At 65.1% G+C, this 15,166-nt stretch carries 15 protein-coding genes; 10 read left to right on the plus strand and 5 right to left on the minus strand.

The annotated features are described in order from the left end of the window. The first annotated feature begins 100 nt into the window (after positions 1–100). From cydP to AC0SZ7_RS27455, 6 genes are read left to right on the plus strand one after another with little or no spacing between them, the layout of a single operon-like run. The gene (gene cydP / locus AC0SZ7_RS27430; protein WP_475507311.1) at positions 101–298 is read left to right on the plus strand and encodes a cytochrome oxidase putative small subunit CydP; all 198 of its coding nucleotides are present in this window, start codon (positions 101–103) and stop codon (positions 296–298) included. Next, positions 295–1,896 (plus strand): cytochrome ubiquinol oxidase subunit I, encoded by a 1,602-nt coding sequence (locus AC0SZ7_RS27435; protein WP_475507312.1) that lies wholly within the window; start codon positions 295–297, stop codon positions 1,894–1,896. Before cydP ends, AC0SZ7_RS27435 begins: the two co-directional genes overlap by 4 nt. Further along, positions 1,896–3,038, plus strand: coding sequence for a cytochrome d ubiquinol oxidase subunit II (gene cydB / locus AC0SZ7_RS27440; RefSeq protein WP_475507313.1), 1,143 nt, complete (start codon positions 1,896–1,898; stop codon positions 3,036–3,038). The genes AC0SZ7_RS27435 and cydB overlap by 1 nt, the downstream gene beginning before the upstream one ends. 11 nt (positions 3,039–3,049) lie before the next feature. After that, complete coding sequence (gene cydX, locus AC0SZ7_RS27445) at positions 3,050–3,166, plus strand: cytochrome bd-I oxidase subunit CydX (RefSeq protein ID WP_475507314.1); 117 nt, start codon at positions 3,050–3,052, stop codon at positions 3,164–3,166. After that, positions 3,156–3,440 carry a cyd operon YbgE family protein gene (locus tag AC0SZ7_RS27450; RefSeq protein WP_475507315.1) on the plus strand — a complete coding sequence of 95 codons (285 nt, stop codon included), beginning with the start codon at positions 3,156–3,158 and terminating at the stop codon, positions 3,438–3,440. The genes cydX and AC0SZ7_RS27450 overlap by 11 nt, the downstream gene beginning before the upstream one ends. Positions 3,441–3,497: 57 nt before the next feature. Further along, positions 3,498–4,208, plus strand: a complete 711-nt coding sequence (locus AC0SZ7_RS27455) for an FCD domain-containing protein (RefSeq protein WP_473003752.1) — start codon at positions 3,498–3,500, stop codon at positions 4,206–4,208. A gap of 74 nt (positions 4,209–4,282) precedes the next feature. Here AC0SZ7_RS27455 and mgtA read toward each other — a convergent pair whose 3' ends face one another. Both mgtA and lysA read right to left on the minus strand, forming a co-directional pair. Beyond that, positions 4,283–7,012, minus strand: coding sequence for a magnesium-translocating P-type ATPase (gene mgtA / locus AC0SZ7_RS27460; RefSeq protein WP_475507316.1), 2,730 nt, complete (start codon positions 7,010–7,012; stop codon positions 4,283–4,285). 451 nt (positions 7,013–7,463) lie between these two features. Next, positions 7,464–8,690, minus strand: coding sequence for a diaminopimelate decarboxylase (gene lysA, locus AC0SZ7_RS27465; protein ID WP_475507317.1), 1,227 nt, complete (start codon positions 8,688–8,690; stop codon positions 7,464–7,466). 124 nt (positions 8,691–8,814) lie between these two features. Here lysA and AC0SZ7_RS27470 point away from each other — a divergent pair, with 124 nt between their 5' ends. After that, entirely contained in the window at positions 8,815–9,717 is a 903-nt protein-coding gene (locus tag AC0SZ7_RS27470; protein ID WP_475507318.1) for a LysR family transcriptional regulator, read from the plus strand. Positions 9,718–9,795: 78 nt separating this feature from the next. Here the strand turns inward: AC0SZ7_RS27470 and AC0SZ7_RS27475 are convergent, their stop codons facing one another. Together AC0SZ7_RS27475 and AC0SZ7_RS27480 are read right to left on the minus strand one after the other, a co-directional pair. Continuing rightward, entirely contained in the window at positions 9,796–10,491 is a 696-nt protein-coding gene (locus AC0SZ7_RS27475; RefSeq protein WP_475507319.1) for a GntR family transcriptional regulator, read from the minus strand. Positions 10,492–10,612: 121 nt separating this feature from the next. Further along, positions 10,613–11,434: an aldo/keto reductase gene (locus AC0SZ7_RS27480; protein WP_475507320.1), complete on the minus strand. Its 822-nt coding sequence runs from the start codon at positions 11,432–11,434 to the stop codon at positions 10,613–10,615. A gap of 74 nt (positions 11,435–11,508) precedes the next feature. On the opposite strand from AC0SZ7_RS27480, the gene AC0SZ7_RS27485 reads away from it, so the two are divergent. After that, positions 11,509–12,627: a DUF2235 domain-containing protein gene (locus tag AC0SZ7_RS27485; protein ID WP_475507321.1), complete on the plus strand. Its 1,119-nt coding sequence runs from the start codon at positions 11,509–11,511 to the stop codon at positions 12,625–12,627. A 45-nt stretch (positions 12,628–12,672) separates the two neighbouring features. On the opposite strand, the gene AC0SZ7_RS27490 is transcribed toward AC0SZ7_RS27485, so the two are convergent. After that, on the minus strand, positions 12,673–13,572 hold the full coding sequence (locus AC0SZ7_RS27490; RefSeq protein ID WP_475506924.1) for a LysR family transcriptional regulator: 900 nt from the start codon (positions 13,570–13,572) through the stop codon (positions 12,673–12,675). A gap of 131 nt (positions 13,573–13,703) precedes the next feature. Between AC0SZ7_RS27490 and AC0SZ7_RS27495 the strand changes: the two genes are divergently transcribed. Then, positions 13,704–14,402: a CoA transferase subunit A gene (locus tag AC0SZ7_RS27495; RefSeq protein WP_475506923.1), complete on the plus strand. Its 699-nt coding sequence runs from the start codon at positions 13,704–13,706 to the stop codon at positions 14,400–14,402. A 32-nt stretch (positions 14,403–14,434) separates the two neighbouring features. Then, positions 14,435–15,091, plus strand: coding sequence for a CoA transferase subunit B (locus AC0SZ7_RS27500; RefSeq protein WP_475506922.1), 657 nt, complete (start codon positions 14,435–14,437; stop codon positions 15,089–15,091). Positions 15,092–15,166: the final 75 nt, after the last annotated feature.

Raw genomic sequence — 15,166 nt, forward strand, 5'->3', positions numbered from 1 at the left:
GGCGCTTTGCCACACAGTGATGGCCATTTGAAATTGATCTGGATCAATTTCGGCCACAAGCCCCGCTACAAGAATGGCGCACCTCCACCGAGTAGCCGCCATGACCGGTCATTTCGCCTTTCTGAACAAGCCGCTGGCCAGGGAAATAGCCGTGGTCCTGGTGCTCAAGCTGGTGCTGCTGGTGGGGATCCGCCTGGTGTGGTTTGGCCCGGCGGCTGACGTCAAGGACGACGGCACGAACCTTGGCCGACACCTGTTCGGCACCCCCTCCGCCCCCCTTGAGAAGAGTCCGAAATGATTTCCGAATCAGTCGTCGACCTATCCCGGCTGCAGTTCGCGATGACCGCGCTGTATCACTTCTTGTTCGTGCCCCTGACCATTGGCATGACCTTCCTGCTGGCCATCATGGAGTCCGTCTACGTGATGACGGGCAAGCAGGTGTACAAGGACATGACCCGTTTCTGGGGCAAGCTGTTCGGTATCAACTTTGCCCTGGGCGTTACCACCGGGCTGACCATGGAGTTCCAGTTCGGCACCAACTGGGCCTATTACAGCCACTACGTGGGCGACATCTTCGGCGCGCCGCTGGCCATCGAAGGCATGATGGCGTTCTTCCTGGAATCGACCTTCATTGGCGTGTTCTTCTTCGGCTGGGACCGCCTGAGCCGGGTGCAGCACCTGGGCGTCACCTGGCTGGTGGCGATTGGCTCGAACCTGTCGGCACTGTGGATTCTGATCGCCAACGGCTGGATGCAGAACCCGGTGGGTGCCGAGTTCAACTTCGTCACCATGCGCATGGAACTGGCCAGCTTCAGCCAGTTGCTGCTCAACCCGGTGGCGCAGGTGAAATTCGTGCACACCGTGGCGTCGGGCTACGTCACCGGCTCGATCTTCGTGCTGGCGATTTCCAGTTGGTACCTGCTGAAGGGCCGCGACATCGGCTTTGCCCGGCGCTCGTTCGCCATTGCCGCAGCGTTCGGCATGGCTTCGATACTGTCGGTGATCGTGCTGGGCGACGAGTCCGGCTACGAGATCGGCGACGTGCAGAAAACCAAGCTGGCCGCCATTGAAGCCGAATGGGAGACCGAACCCGCGCCCGCCGCCTTCACCCTGTTCGGCCTGCCCAACCAGGCCGAGCAGCGCACCGACTACGCGGTAAAAATCCCCTACGTGATGGGCATAATCGCCACCCGTTCGGTGGACAAGCAGGTCACCGGCATCAAGGACCTGGTGGCCGAGCATGAAGGCCGCATCCGCAACGGTATGCTCGCCTACGAGGCGCTGGGGCGCTTGCGCGGTGGTGATCACAGCGAGCAGGCCCTGGCCGCTTTCAACGCGGTGAAGAAGGACCTGGGGTATGGCCTGCTGCTGAAGAAATACACCGACCAGGTGGTGGACGCCAGCGAGGCGCAGATCAAGCAGGCGGCCCTGGATTCCATTCCCGGCGTGGCGTCGATCTTCTGGACCTTCCGGCTGATGGTGCTCAGCGGTTTCCTGATGCTGCTGCTGTTCGTGTGTGCGTTCTGGGCCTCGGCGCGCAAGAACGAAACCCGCAAGCGCTGGCTGCTGCGCTGGGCGCTGCTGAGCCTGCCACTGCCGTGGGTGGGCACGCAGACCGGTTGGTACGTGGCCGAGCACGGTCGCCAGCCGTGGTCGATTGGCGAAGTGCTGCCGGTGCACCTGTCGGCGTCCAGCCTTTCGGCAAGCGATGTCTGGGCCTCGCTGCTGGCGCTGGTGGCGTTCTACAGCGTGCTGCTGGTGATCGAGATGTACCTGATGATCAAGTTCGCCCGCCTGGGCCCGAGCAGCCTGCACACCGGTCGCTATCACTTTGAAAACCGCGCCGCCGGCGCAACTGCCGCCGCCCATTCGCCCGTGCTGCAAGGAGCCGTGTGATGTTCGACTATGAAAACCTCAAGCTGATCTGGTGGGTGCTGGTGGGCGTGCTGTTGATTGGCTTCGCCCTGACCGACGGCTTCGACCTGGGCGCCGCAGCGCTGATGCCCCTGGTGGGCCGCAACGACCAGGAGCGGCGGGTGGTGATCAACACCATCGCGCCGCACTGGGACGGCAACCAGGTGTGGCTGATCACCGCCGGCGGCGCGCTGTTCGCGGCCTGGCCGCTGGTGTATTCGGCGGCGTTCTCCGGCCTGTACTGGGCGCTGCTGCTGGTGCTGTTCGCGCTGTTCGTGCGGCCGGTGGGCTTCGACTACCGCAGCAATCTGGCCAACACCCGCTGGCGCCAGGGCTGGGACTGGGCGCTGTGCATTGGCGCGCTGGTGCCGTCGCTGGTGTTTGGCGTGGCGTTCGGCAACCTGTTGCTGGGCCTGCCGTTCCAGTTCGATGACAGCCTGCGCAGCAGCTACCACGGTTCGTTCTGGCAACTGCTGAGCCCGTTCGCGCTGCTGGCGGGCGTGGTCAGCCTGAGCATGCTGTGCCTGCACGGCGGCACCTGGCTGATGATGCGCACCGAGGGCGTCATGGCGCAGCGGGCGCGCAAGGTCTCGCAACTGCTGGCCTTCATTTACCTGCTGGCGTTCCTGGGCGCTGGCGCGTGGCTGGCCGCAGGCAATATCAGCGGGCTGGTGATCAGCTCGAGCTTTGACCCCAACGTGGCGCTCAACCCGCTGGCCAAGACTGTAGTGGCGGGCAACCCGGGCTGGCTGGGCAATTACGTGGCGTACCCGAGCACCGCCATCGCGCCGCTTCTGGGGGCGTTCGGCGGCCTGCTGGCGCTGATCGCGGCCTTGGGTGACCGCCCGCGCATCGCCTTCCTGGGCAGCAGCCTGGCCATCGTCGGCACCCTGTGCACGGCCGGTTTCGCCCTGTTCCCGTTCGTGATGCCGTCCAGCCTCGACCCGGCGTCCAGCCTGACCGTGTGGGACGCGGTGTCGAGCCATACCACGCTGATCATCATGCTGGTGGCGGCGTCGATCTTCGTGCCGCTGATCCTGTGCTACACGCTGTGGTGCTACGCGAAAATGTGGGGCACCGTCACCACCGCGCACATCAATGACAACCCCCACGGCCTTTACTGAGGACTTAACACATGTGGTATTTCGCCTGGATTCTGGGAGTGCTGCTGGCGTGCAGCTTCGGCATCATCAATGCGTTGTGGCTGGAAGCGTCCGGTGCGCTGGACGAGGGCGGCGGCAGTGCGCGCTGAAACCCTGGGGCCGCTGCGCCGGCCTGCCAGCCGCTGGCTGTCGTTGGCCCTGGTGCTGCCGTTGAGCCTGATCCTGCTGCTGCACCCGGTGCTGCTGCTCGACAGCCGCGGGCAGTACAGCCATGGCGTGCTGACGCTGATGTTGTGGGGCATTGCCGCAGGCTACGTGCACGGGGTGGGCTTCGACCCACAGGCGTGGGCGTGGCGGCTGGTGTTCCACCCGCTGGTGGCCTGGGCATTGATGGCGCTGGGTTACGCCGTGTTGTTGCGGTAAACGGAAAATCCACGGGGTGGTAAGCTGACGGTGAACCTTCCCGCGGAAACCGTTGGCATGCACGACCCAAGCAACGCCCCCACGCGCAAGCGCGCCACCAGCCTGGCCCACGACCTGGTCGAGGTGCTGAGCCAGCAGATCCTGCTGGGGCAATTCCGCCCCGGCGACAAGTTGCCGTCCGAGCCGACCATCGTGCGCGAGCACGGGGTCAGCCGCACGGTGGTGCGCGAGGCTATCTCCAAGCTGCAGGCCTCGGGGCTGGTGGAAACCCGCCACGGCATCGGCACCTTTGTGCTGGAGCGCGAATCGCAACTGGGGCTGCGCCTGAGCCTGGACACCGCTGCCAGCGTGCGTGGCATTCTTGAGCTGCGCATGGGCCTGGAGGTGCAGGCCGTGGCCCTGGCGGCCGTGCGCCGCAGTGACGAACAGCTGCGGCGCATGCGCCAGGCGCTGGACGATTACCAGGCCTCGCTGGCCAACAACGACAGCTGCGTGGAAGAGGACAAGCGCTTCCACCAGCTGATTGCCGAGGCCACCGGCAACACCTACTTCACCGAGATCATGCAGCACCTGGGCGACACCATGATCCCGCGCACGCGGGTCAAGGGCGACGAGCGCGGCGACGCCGACTTCGCGCGCCTGGGCTACCTGGCCAACCAGGAGCACGAGGCCATCCTCAACGCCATCCGCAAGCAGGACCCGGACGCGGCGCGGGCGGCGATGGTGCTGCACCTCACCAATAGCCGCGACCGCTTTTCCGGCAACTGAGCGTCTGTGGGAGCTGGCTTGCCCGCGAGCTGTTGGAGGGCCTCAAAAGCTCGCTGGCAAGCCAGCGCCCACGCCTATTTCATTGCCCGCCGAAGCGGCGAGCCGAAGCGGCGAATGTAGAACCGCTTCATGGCCTGGGTCAACGCCACGTACGCCACCAGAATCACCGGCAGGAACGCGAAGTACAGCGGCGGCAGCGCCTGCAGCTTGAAGTAGTGCGCCAGCGGGCCCATGGGCAGGAAGATGCCGATAGCCATGATCACCCCGGTCATCACCATCAACGGCATGGCCGCGCGGCTTTGCAGGAACGGTACTTTCGGCGTACGGATCATGTGCACCACCAGGGTCTGGGTCAGCAGCCCGACGATGAACCAGCCGGACTGGAACAGGGTCTGGTGCTCCGGGCTGTTGGCGCCGAACACGTACCACATCAGCGCGAAGGTGGTGATGTCGAACACCGAGCTGATCGGCCCGAAGAACAGCATGAAGCGGCCCACTTCCCCCGGCTGCCAGCGCTGCGGCTTCATCAGCATCTCGTCGTCGACGTTGTCGAACGGCACGGCAATCTGCGAAATGTCGTACAGCAGGTTCTGCACCAGCAGGTGCATCGGCAGCATCGGCAGGAAGGGAATGAACGCGCTGGCCACCAACACCGAGAAGACGTTGCCGAAGTTGGAGCTGGCGGTCATCTTGATGTACTTGAGCATGTTGGCGAAGGTGCGGCGGCCTTCCAGCACGCCTTCTTCCAGCACCATCAGGCTCTTTTCCAGCAGGATGATATCGGCCGCTTCCTTGGCGATGTCCACGGCGCTGTCCACCGATATGCCGATGTCGGCGGTGCGCAGGGCCGGGGCGTCGTTGATGCCGTCGCCCATGAAGCCGACCACATGGCCGTTGGCCTTGAGCAGGCGCACGATGCGCTCCTTGTGCGCCGGCGTCAGTTTGGCGAAGACGTTGGTGGTTTCCACGGCCACTGCCAGTTGCGCGTCGCTCATGTCCTCGATGTCGTTGCCCATCAGCAGGCCTTGCTGGGCCAGGCCTACCTCGCGGCAGATCTTCGCGGTGACCAGCTCATTGTCACCGGTCAGTACTTTCACCGCCACGCCGTGGGCGGCCAGGGCCTTGAGGGCGGGCGCAGTGCTTTCCTTGGGCGGGTCGAGGAAGGCCACGTAGCCGATCAGGGTCAGCTCGCGCTCATCATTGATGCCGTAGTTTTCCTGGGTAGGCGGGCGTTCGCTGGCGGCCACGGCCACCACGCGCAGGCCTTCGGCGTTGAGCTCGGCGGTCACCTGGCGGATGCGCGCCAGCAGGGTGTCATCCAGCGGTTCCAGCTGGTCGCCGTGGCGCACCTGCTGGCACACCGAGAGAATCTCTTCCACCGCGCCCTTGCAGATCAGCACGTGGTGCTGGTCGTGCTCGGCCACCACCACCGACATGCGCCGGCGGTTGAAGTCGAACGGAATCTCGTCGACCTTGCGGAAGGCCGTGGCCACCTGCAGGTCACGCTGCACTTCCACGTGCTCCAGAACGGCCACGTCCAGCAGGTTTTTCAGGCCGGTCTGGTAGTAGCTGTTGAGGTAGGCCATTTCCAGTACTTCATCCGATTCCTGGCCCCACACGTCCACGTGGCGCGCCAGGAAAATCTTGTCCTGGGTCAGGGTGCCGGTCTTGTCGGTGCACAGCACATCCATGGCGCCGAAGTTCTGGATGGCGTCCAGGCGCTTGACGATGACCTTCTTGCGCGACAGGAACACCGCACCCTTGGCCAGGGTCGAGGTGACGATCATGGGCAGCATTTCCGGGGTCAGGCCCACGGCGATGGACAGCGCGAACAGCACCGCTTCCATCCAGTCACCCTTGGTGAAACCGTTGATGAACAGCACCAGCGGCGCCATCACCAGCATGAAGCGGATCAGCAGCCAGCTGATCTTGTTGACGCCGGTCTGGAACGCCGTGGGCGCACGGTCGGTGGCGCCGACCCGTTGCGCCAGGGCGCCGAAATAGGTGCCGTTGCCGGTGGCGATGACCACCGCGCTGGCCGCGCCGGACACCACGTTGGTACCCATGAACAGGATGTTGTCCAGTTCCATGGGGTTGCGCGTGGCGGGGTCGCGCAGCTGCACGAACTTCTCTACCGGCATGGATTCGCCGGTCATGGCCGCCTGGCTGACGAACAGGTCCTTGGCAGTGAGCAGGCGGCAGTCGGCAGGGATCATGTCGCCAGCGCTGAAGATCACCACGTCACCGGGCACCAGTTGCTTGATCGGCAACTCCACGCGCATATGCCCGTCGGCGTTGCGGCGGCGTACGGTGGCGGTGTTGCTGACCATGGCCTTGAGTGCGTCGGCAGCCTTGTTCGAGCGCGCCTCCTGCCAGAAGCGCAGCAGGGTCGAGAGCACCACCATGCTGCCGATCACCAGGGTGGCCTTCATGTCTTCGGTGATGAACGAGACGATGGCCAGCAGGGTCAGCAGCAGGTTGAAGGGGTTTTTGTAGCACTGCCACAGGTGCACGTGCCAGGCCAGCGGCTGCTCGTGCTCCACTTCGTTGAGGCCGACGCGGGCGCAGATGTCCTGGGCCTGGGCTTCGCTGAGGCCATCGACGTGGCTGCCCAGCCGTTCCAGCAGCGCGTGGCTGTCACCGCCGGCGGCGGCCACCAGGGTGTGCGCCAGGGTGGGCGGTATCTCGCGGCTGACATTGCTGTCGTTGAGGCTTTCGAACAAGGCCAGGCGGCGGAAGTGCCGGGCAATGTGGCGGGTCCGCAGGAAGCCTGCGAAAAATTCTTTGAGCAGGGTGAAATTCATGGCGCTGCTTTCCCCGGTTGGCAGTGGGGAGACCATCGCGCAGGCACGTGCGCTGTCCTGGCTGCAACGTTGCAGGCCGGGGCAGGGGGAGTCTATGGAGAAGGGAAGGCTGCGGCGCCCACATGGGGTGCCGGCAGGATTGCCGTCTCTCGCGTCAGGGCGAGACACGGCAGGGAAGCTGCGCGTTATCTCGCCGAGAAAATGCCGGTATCGATGACCGGCCGACTACTGTCGCTCGAACAAGTGCCCACGTGGGGTCTCCGCGGTGATTGAAAACGCGCGCAGCATACGCTCGGGGTTTGCTCCCGACAATAGTGGGTGGCGATCATGAGGGAAGTTTCATTTTCGCCTGTGGGAGCGGGCTCTGCCCGCGAAAAGAACACCGCGTATTTACAGGCGTACCGCGTCGTTCGCTTCGTGGGCAGAGCCCGCTCCCACGGGTATTTGGATATCAGGCATCAAGTTCCAGGGCGAACAGTTCCTGCAGCGTCTGGCGGCGGCGAATCAGCTGCACCTTGTCACCGTCCAGCAGCACCTCGGGGATCAACGGACGGCTGTTGTAGTTCGACGACATCGATGCGCCGTAGGCGCCAGTGGTGTGGATCACCAACAGGTCGCCGACCTCGGCACGCGGCAGCAGGCGCGGGGCCACCAGGCCGCCTTCGTGCTGGGTGAAGACATCGCCCGATTCGCACAGCGGGCCGGCCACCACGCTTGGGCGCAGTTCGCCGGTGCGTGGCTGGCCGTCACGGTCCAGCAGGGTGAAACCGTGGTAGCTGCCGTACATGGACGGGCGCATCAGGTCGTTGAAACCGGCGTCCACCAGTACGAAATGCTGGCTGCCCATGTCCTTGATGGCACGCACTTCGGTCACCAGCATGCCGGACTCGGCCACCAGGAAACGCCCCGGCTCGATTTCCAGGCGCACCGGATGGCCCAGGTGGACGGCCACGCGCTGGCGCGCTGCATTCCAGATGGCCGCATAACGCTCGGTGTCCACCGGCTGCTGGTCTTCCTTGTAGGGCACCGACAGGCCGCCGCCGGCCGAAATGGCCTCCAGGTCGTGGCCCATGCCGATCACCGCGTCGGCCATGGCCGTGCATACCTCTTCCAGGTGCGCGTAGTCCACGCCCGAGCCGATGTGCATGTGCAGGCCCACCAGTTGCAGGTCGTACTGGCGCACCACGTCCAGGGCCTCGCCCAGCTGGCTGTGCCACACGCCGTGCTTGCTGTTCTCGCCGCCGGTGTTGGTCTTCTGGCTGTGGCCGTGGCCGAAGCCGGGGTTCAGGCGGATCCACACGCGGTGGCCAGGGTGTTGCTGGCCCAGCTGGCGCAGCATGTCGATGGAGCCGCAGTTGACCTCCACGTCCAGCTCGATGATGCGTGCCAGGGTGGCGCGGTCCAGCAGGTCGCAGGTGAACACCACGCCTGCCGGTTCGCCCTGCGGGCTATAGCCGGCCAGCAAGGCACGCTCGATCTCGCCCAGCGACACCGCGTCCACCTGCACGCCCTGTTCGCGCATCAGCTTGAGGATGTGCACGTTGGAGCAGGCCTTCTGGGCGAAGCGGATCACGTCGAAGCCCTGCAGCTGGCTGATGCGCTGGCGGATGACGGCGGCGTCATAGGTCCAGAAAGGCGTGGCGTGTTGCTGAACGAGGGGCAGGATGCGATCGAACATGGTCGTGTGGCCGTGAGGGGGAAAGATGGCCATCATGCGCAATCCGGCGCATTCAATAAAATATCTGTTTTTTCTCTGTCCATTCAGTTCTGATATGACCCGGGTTTGATTACGAGTCTTTGCAATGGACATATCCCTGCGTCATATCGAAGTGTTCCGCGCGGTGATGAACGCCGGCAGCGTCACCGGCGCCGCGCAGCTGCTGTTCAGCTCCCAGCCCACCGTCAGTCGTGAGCTGGCGCGGCTGGAAAGCCTGCTGGGCATGGCGCTGTTCGTGCGCGAGCGTGGCCGGCTGACGCCCACGGCCCAGGGCCTGATGCTGTTTGAGGAAGTTCAGCGCGCCTATGTGGGGCTGGAGCAGATTGCCAGCGTCGCCGAGTCGATCCGCCGTTTCGACCAGGGCCAGCTGAACATCACCTGCCTGCCAATGTTCGCCCAGGTGCTGCTGCCGGCGGCCTGCAGGGCGTTCAGCCGCCAGTACCCCGGCGTGGCGGTGAGCATCACCGCGCAGGAATCACCGGCATTGGAAGAGTCACTCAGCGGCCAGCGCTACGACCTGGGCTTGATCGAAAGCCGCCACCCGCCGCGCGGCACGCGGGGGTTTGAACTGTTCTGCGCCGAGATGGTGACAGTACTGCCGGCCGGCCATGGGCTGGCGGCGAAGGCGCGCCTGGAACTCAGCGACTTTGACGGAGAAGCCTTCATCAACCTGTCTGGCCTGGACCTGTACCGCAAGATGCTCGACGAGCAGTTCCGTCGTGCCAACGTACAGCGCCACGGGGTGATCGAGACCAGCACCGCCGCGTCAGTCTGCGCCATGGTACGCCAGGGGCTGGGGGTGGCCATCGTCAACCCGCTGACCGCGCTGGACGAGGCGGCCCGCGGCCTGGTGCTGCGGCCACTGGCGGTGGCGGCGCCGTTCAGCGTCAGCCTGATCCAGCCGCAGTACCGCCCCGCGTCGGTGCTGGTGGAGGCGTTTACCGAGTGCCTGAAAACCGAGGCGGCGCGCCTGGCGGCCCTCCCGTAGCAGCTGCCGCAGGCTGCGTCGGCGCCAGGCGGGCATTACCGTGGCGCCTGGGACGCGGCCTGTGGCCGCTGCTACGGTTCAGAGATCAGCCAGCGCCTCACGCAAATTCACATCCGGTGCGCTCTGCTCATCCAGGTCCAGCTGGCTTTCCAGGTCGACGAGGTGGTCCAGCGTGGCGCGGATGGCGTTGTCGCTGTTGCCCGACTGCAGGGCATCGAGGATGGCCTGGTGGTCGTCGCAGCGGCAGGAGGAGGTTTCCAGGCGCTGGTACAGCGAGACGATCAGCGAGCTGCGCACGATCAGGTTGCCGAGCATTTCGCGCAGCAAACGATTGCCGCACAGGTCGGCCAGCATCAGGTGGAATTCGCTGCGCACGCGCACGGTTTCACGGCGGTCGCCGCTGGCCGAGGCCTGGCGTTCGGCGTCCATTTGCGCGGCGATGGTGTCGGCGTTGGCGGCCAGGGCGTCGGGGGTGATGGCCTCGACGACGGCGCGCTCGATGGCCCGGCGCGCGGCGAACACTTCGCGCGCTTCCTGGCCGGAAGGTTGCGAGACGATGGCGCCGCGGTTGGTCTCGATGGTGACGATGTGCTGCATGGCCAGGCGCTGCAGGGCCACCTGCACGTGGTTGCGGTTGGCCTGCAGGGTCTCGACGATCTGCGCCTCTACCAGCCGCGTGCCAGGGCGCAGGCGTTGCTGGGCGATGGCGCGCGACAGCACGTCGACGATGCGGGTGACTTCCAGCTGTTTGGCGGTGACGGTGACAGAAACCATATTTCCTCGAACGGTGTGCCCATGCAGTGCCTGCGACTGGGTGCAATCGGGGCGCATTATCCGCCAGCGGGCCGGCCTTTGAAAAGCGCGCTGGCCGACCGCCAGCAGGGAAATTTCTCCGTCAAACCATTGCAAGATGCTGCTTGCGCTTGGGTGGTGGGCACGCCAGATCCAGCTGTTTGAGGTCTTCATCATCCAGTTGGATAGCGGCAGCGGCTGCATTCTGCCGCACATGGTCGGGGTGCACGGCCTTGGGGATGGCAATCACCCCGTCCTCGCGCAGCACCCACGCCAGGCAGGCCTGGGCGGCGGTGATGCCATGCTTGTCGGCGATGGCCTGCAACGCCGCGTGGCGCAGCAGTTTGCCGCCCTGGGCGATGGGGCAGTAGGCCATGGTCGGCAGGCTGCGGGCCTGGCTCCAGGGCAGCAGGTCGAATTCGATGCCGCGGGCCTCGGGGTTGTACAGCACCTGGTTGGTGGTGCAGCGCTCGTCATCGAGCTCCTCCAGGTCGTCGACGTCGAAGTTGGACACGCCCCAGCGGCCGATCTTGCCCTGTTCGCGCAGCCGCTCGAACGCTTCCACGGTTTCTGCCAGCGGGTACTGGCCGCGCCAGTGCAGCAGGTACAGGTCAATGTGCTCGGTGCCCAGGCGCTTGAGGCTGCGCTCGCATGCGGCGGCCACGCCGCTGCGGCTGGCGTTGTGCGGGTACACCTTGCTGACCAGGAACACCTGCTCGCGGCGCCCGGCGATGGCCTGGCCCACTACCTGTTCGGCGCCGCCTTCGCCGTACATCTCGGCGGTGTCGATCAGGCTCATGCCCAGGTCAATGCCCAGCTGCAGGGCGGCGACCTCCTGGCGCTTGGCGCCGGGATCCTCGCCCATGCGCCAGGTGCCCTGGCCGATGATGGAAACGGAGGTGTCTGCGAGTCGATGATGGCGCATGGCTACTCCCTGAAACATGTATGGCTTATAGTCTGACGGCGCTAGGGAAATAACATTCAACACAAGGAACCGGCATGGGTCGACAGCTCGTGGTATGCCTGGACGGCACCAATAACCGCTTCAGTCTCAAGCCTACCAATATACTGCGGATGGTCCGCTGCCTGCCGGCTGATCCCGCCCGGGTCATGTCCTATTACGACCAGGGCGTGGGCACCTTCGGCCTGCGCGAGACGCTGTTCGAATGGCAGAAACTGCCCTCGCGGCTCTGTGGCCTGGCGTTCGGCTGGGGCCTGAAGGAGACGGTGGGCGGCGCCTATCGTTTTCTGGCCCGGCATTATCGCGACGGTGACCAGATCTACCTGTTCGGCTTTTCCCGGGGCGCCTACGCCGTGCGCGCGCTGGCGGCGTTGATCGACGCCGTGGGCCTGGTGCGTGGCCACGAAGCGCATCTGTTCGACTATGCCTGGGCCATGTTGCAGGCGCGCAACAGCGACAAGCAGCCGGACTTCAAGCTGCAGGATGCGTTCAAGGCCACCTTCGGCCGGCCGGTGAAGGTGCACCTGCTGGGCCTGTTCGACACGGTCAAGTCCGAGGGCTGGATCTACGACCCGCTGGTGCTGCCGTACACCGCCAGCAACGCGATGGTGGAGAGCGTCCGCCACGCGCTGTCCATCGACGAGCGGCGCTGCTTTTTCCGCCCCAACCTGTGGCAGAAACGCCCGGGGCAGGGCACCGACGTGCGCCAGGTGTGGTTTGCCGGGGTGCACAGCGACGTGGGCGGCGGCTACGCGGTGGACGAGTCCGGCCCAGCGCTGCTGGCCTTGCGCTGGATGCTGGGCGAGGCGCGGGCGCTGGGCCTGGCGCTGGACCCCGAGGGCTGCGCCCGCGAGCTGCAACTGCTGGAGGCCGGCGGCCCGGGGCAGTTGCACGACTCCATGACCTGGCCGTGGCCGCTGGCCGAATGGCTGCCGCGCCGGGCCTGGAGTTTCACCCTGCACAAGCATGTCTTCACCATCGGCAGCATGCCGCCCTTCGGCCAGCCGCGGCCGCGCTACATCGCCGAGGGCGCGGTGCTGCACCGCTCAGTCCTGCAGCGTCTGGAAAGCGGCGACTACCACCCCGTCAACCTGCCCCGCCAGTACAGCGTCGCAGAAGACCTGCCGCTGATCCCCCAAACCACCCCCACCCCGTAGCAGCAACAGTGTTGTGGGAAGCCAGCTCCCACAAATCGTTCGTCGTCATGGCGTGGGCTGGTGCTGGGCGGAAGTCTCAATCAGTACCTCCTGCAACGCCTGCGCCGCCGCCGACAGCTTGTGGTCGGCCAGGCGCATCAGGCCGATACGCCGCTCGATGCGCGGCTCGTCCAGGGCCACGCAACGCGCGCCCAGTTCTTCCATCTGTTCGATGCACAGCGACGGCACCGCGCTCACGCCCAGGCCACTGGCGACCATGCGGCCGACGGTGCTCAGTTGGTGGCTTTCAAAGGCGACAGACAACTTGCCGTGGGTGTTGGCCAAGTCCTGCTCCAGCATCAGGCGCACCGCCGAGGGCCGCTGCAGGGTGACGAAATCTTCCTGCAGCAGCTCGGTCCAGCTGAGTTTTTCGCGCAGGGCCAGGGGCGAATCGGCCGGCACCACTGCCACGAAGCGGTCCAGGTAGAACGGCGTGAACACCAGCGTGCTGGTGGACTCCGGCTCAAAGCCGATGCCCAGCTCCACGCGCCGGTGGCGCACCATTTCCAGTACCTGCTCGTTGATCACGTCGTGCACGGCCACGTTCACCCGCGGGTGGCGGTCGCGGAAGGTCTTCAGCGCCGCGGGCAGGCGGTTGCCGGCGAAGGAGGGCATGGCGGCGATCGAGACCTTGCCGGTCTGCAGGGTGAAGTGCTGGCGCAGCAGCTCTTCGGCGTTGTCCCAGTCGGCCAGCAGCTGCCGTGCCAGGGGCAGCAGGGTCTCGCCCTCGGGTGTCAGCGCCACGCTGCGGGTGGTGCGGATCAACAGCGCGCCGCCCAGGTCTTCCTCCAGGCCCTTGATGGTCAGGCTCAGGGCCGGTTGGGACAGGTGCAGGCGCTCGCCCGCCTGGGCGAAGCTCAAGGCCTGGGCCACGGCCAGGAACGCGCGAAGCTGCTTGATGTTCATTGTTTTGCAAACTCAATCAATCCATCAGAAAAACAAAATTAACAAATAACTCGGTTGGCGAGAAGATGGGCCGGACACGCTTCGGTGGCTAAGCTTCGAATAGCCCAATAACGATAAAAAGGCGGATTGACATGGCTGGACTCGATAAACGAGTAACAACCTGGGAAGAGGCCCTCGCCGGCCTCACCGACAACATGACGGTATTGTCCGGTGGCTTCGGCCTGTGCGGCATTCCCGAGAACCTGATTGCGCAGATCCGCCGCATGGGCGTGCGCGGGCTGACCGTGGTGTCCAACAACTGCGGCGTCGACGGCTTTGGCCTGGGCGTGCTGCTGGAAGACCGGCAAATCCGCAAAATGATCGCCTCGTACGTGGGCGAGAACGCCCTGTTCGAACGCCAGTTGCTGGACGGCGAGCTGGAAGTGGAACTCACCCCCCAAGGCACCCTGGCGGAAAAAATGCGCGCCGGCGGCGCCGGCATCCCGGCGTTCTACACCGCCACCGGCTACGGCACCCCGGTGGCCGAAGGCAAGGAGGTGCGCGAGTTCAACGGCCGCAAGTACATTCTTGAAGAGGCCATCACCGGCGACTTCGCCATCGTCAAGGGCTGGAAAGCCGACCACTTCGGCAACGTCATCTACCGCCACACCGCGCAGAACTTCAACCCGCTGGCGGCTGCAGCCGGCAAGATCACCGTGGTCGAGGTCGAGGAAATCGTCGCCCCGGGCGAGCTGCCGCCCAGCCAGATCCACACCCCCGGCATCTACGTCGACCGGGTGATTCTCGGCACCTTCGAAAAACGCATCGAAAAGCGCACCGTCAAGGCCTGACGTCCGGCCCCGAATAACAAGAGGTTTTGCACATGGCACTGACCCGCGAACAAATGGCCCAGCGTGTGGCCCGCGAACTCAAGGATGGCTACTACGTGAACCTGGGCATCGGCATTCCGACGCTCGTGGCCAACTACGTTCCCGACGACATCGACGTGATGCTGCAATCGGAAAACGGCCTGCTGGGCATGGGCGAGTTTCCTACCGAGGAAACCATTGACGCCGACATGATCAACGCCGGCAAGCAGACCGTCACCGCGCGTGCTGGTGCGTCCATTTTCAATTCGGCCGAATCCTTCGCGATGATTCGTGGCGGCCACGTCGACTTGACCGTGCTGGGCGCTTTCGAGGTGGACGTGCAGGGCAACATCGCCTCGTGGATGATCCCCGGCAAGCTGGTGAAAGGCATGGGCGGCGCCATGGACCTGGTGGCCGGCGCCGACAATATCATCGTCACCATGACCCACGCCTCCAAGGACGGCGAGTCCAAGCTGCTGCCCCAGTGCAGCCTGCCGCTGACCGGCGCGGGCTGCATTCGCAAGGTGCTGACCGACCTTGCGTACCTGGAAATCGAGAACGGCGCGTTCATCCTGCGCGAGCGGGCGCCCGGCATCAGCGTCGAGGAAATTATCGCCAAGACTGCGGGCAAGCTGATTGTGCCGGATGATGTGATCGAAATGACGTTCTAGGTTTTCTGCAGGCTTCACCGGCCCCTTCGCGGGCACGGCCCGCTCCTACAGGTTGACTGCCAACCCTGTAGGAGC

This window comes from Pseudomonas sp. JC1203 (assembly GCF_056175065.1).

Bases quoted from the DNA above. Each gene is read 5' to 3' on its own strand.
- cydP (WP_475507311.1), top strand. From the start codon at position 101: ATGACCGGTCATTTCGCCTTTCTGAACAAGCCGCTGGCCAGGGAAATA.
- AC0SZ7_RS27435 (WP_475507312.1), top strand. From the start codon at position 295: ATGATTTCCGAATCAGTCGTCGACCTATCCCGGCTGCAGTTCGCGATG.
- cydB (WP_475507313.1), top strand. From the start codon at position 1,896: ATGTTCGACTATGAAAACCTCAAGCTGATCTGGTGGGTGCTGGTGGGC.
- cydX (WP_475507314.1), top strand. From the start codon at position 3,050: ATGTGGTATTTCGCCTGGATTCTGGGAGTGCTGCTGGCGTGCAGCTTC.
- AC0SZ7_RS27455 (WP_473003752.1), top strand. From the start codon at position 3,498: ATGCACGACCCAAGCAACGCCCCCACGCGCAAGCGCGCCACCAGCCTG.
- mgtA (WP_475507316.1), bottom strand. From the start codon at position 7,012: ATGAATTTCACCCTGCTCAAAGAATTTTTCGCAGGCTTCCTGCGGACC.
- lysA (WP_475507317.1), bottom strand. From the start codon at position 8,690: ATGTTCGATCGCATCCTGCCCCTCGTTCAGCAACACGCCACGCCTTTC.
- AC0SZ7_RS27470 (WP_475507318.1), top strand. From the start codon at position 8,815: ATGGACATATCCCTGCGTCATATCGAAGTGTTCCGCGCGGTGATGAAC.
- AC0SZ7_RS27475 (WP_475507319.1), bottom strand. From the start codon at position 10,491: ATGGTTTCTGTCACCGTCACCGCCAAACAGCTGGAAGTCACCCGCATC.
- AC0SZ7_RS27480 (WP_475507320.1), bottom strand. From the start codon at position 11,434: ATGCGCCATCATCGACTCGCAGACACCTCCGTTTCCATCATCGGCCAG.
- AC0SZ7_RS27485 (WP_475507321.1), top strand. From the start codon at position 11,509: ATGGGTCGACAGCTCGTGGTATGCCTGGACGGCACCAATAACCGCTTC.
- AC0SZ7_RS27490 (WP_475506924.1), bottom strand. From the start codon at position 13,572: ATGAACATCAAGCAGCTTCGCGCGTTCCTGGCCGTGGCCCAGGCCTTG.
- AC0SZ7_RS27495 (WP_475506923.1), top strand. From the start codon at position 13,704: ATGGCTGGACTCGATAAACGAGTAACAACCTGGGAAGAGGCCCTCGCC.
- AC0SZ7_RS27500 (WP_475506922.1), top strand. From the start codon at position 14,435: ATGGCACTGACCCGCGAACAAATGGCCCAGCGTGTGGCCCGCGAACTC.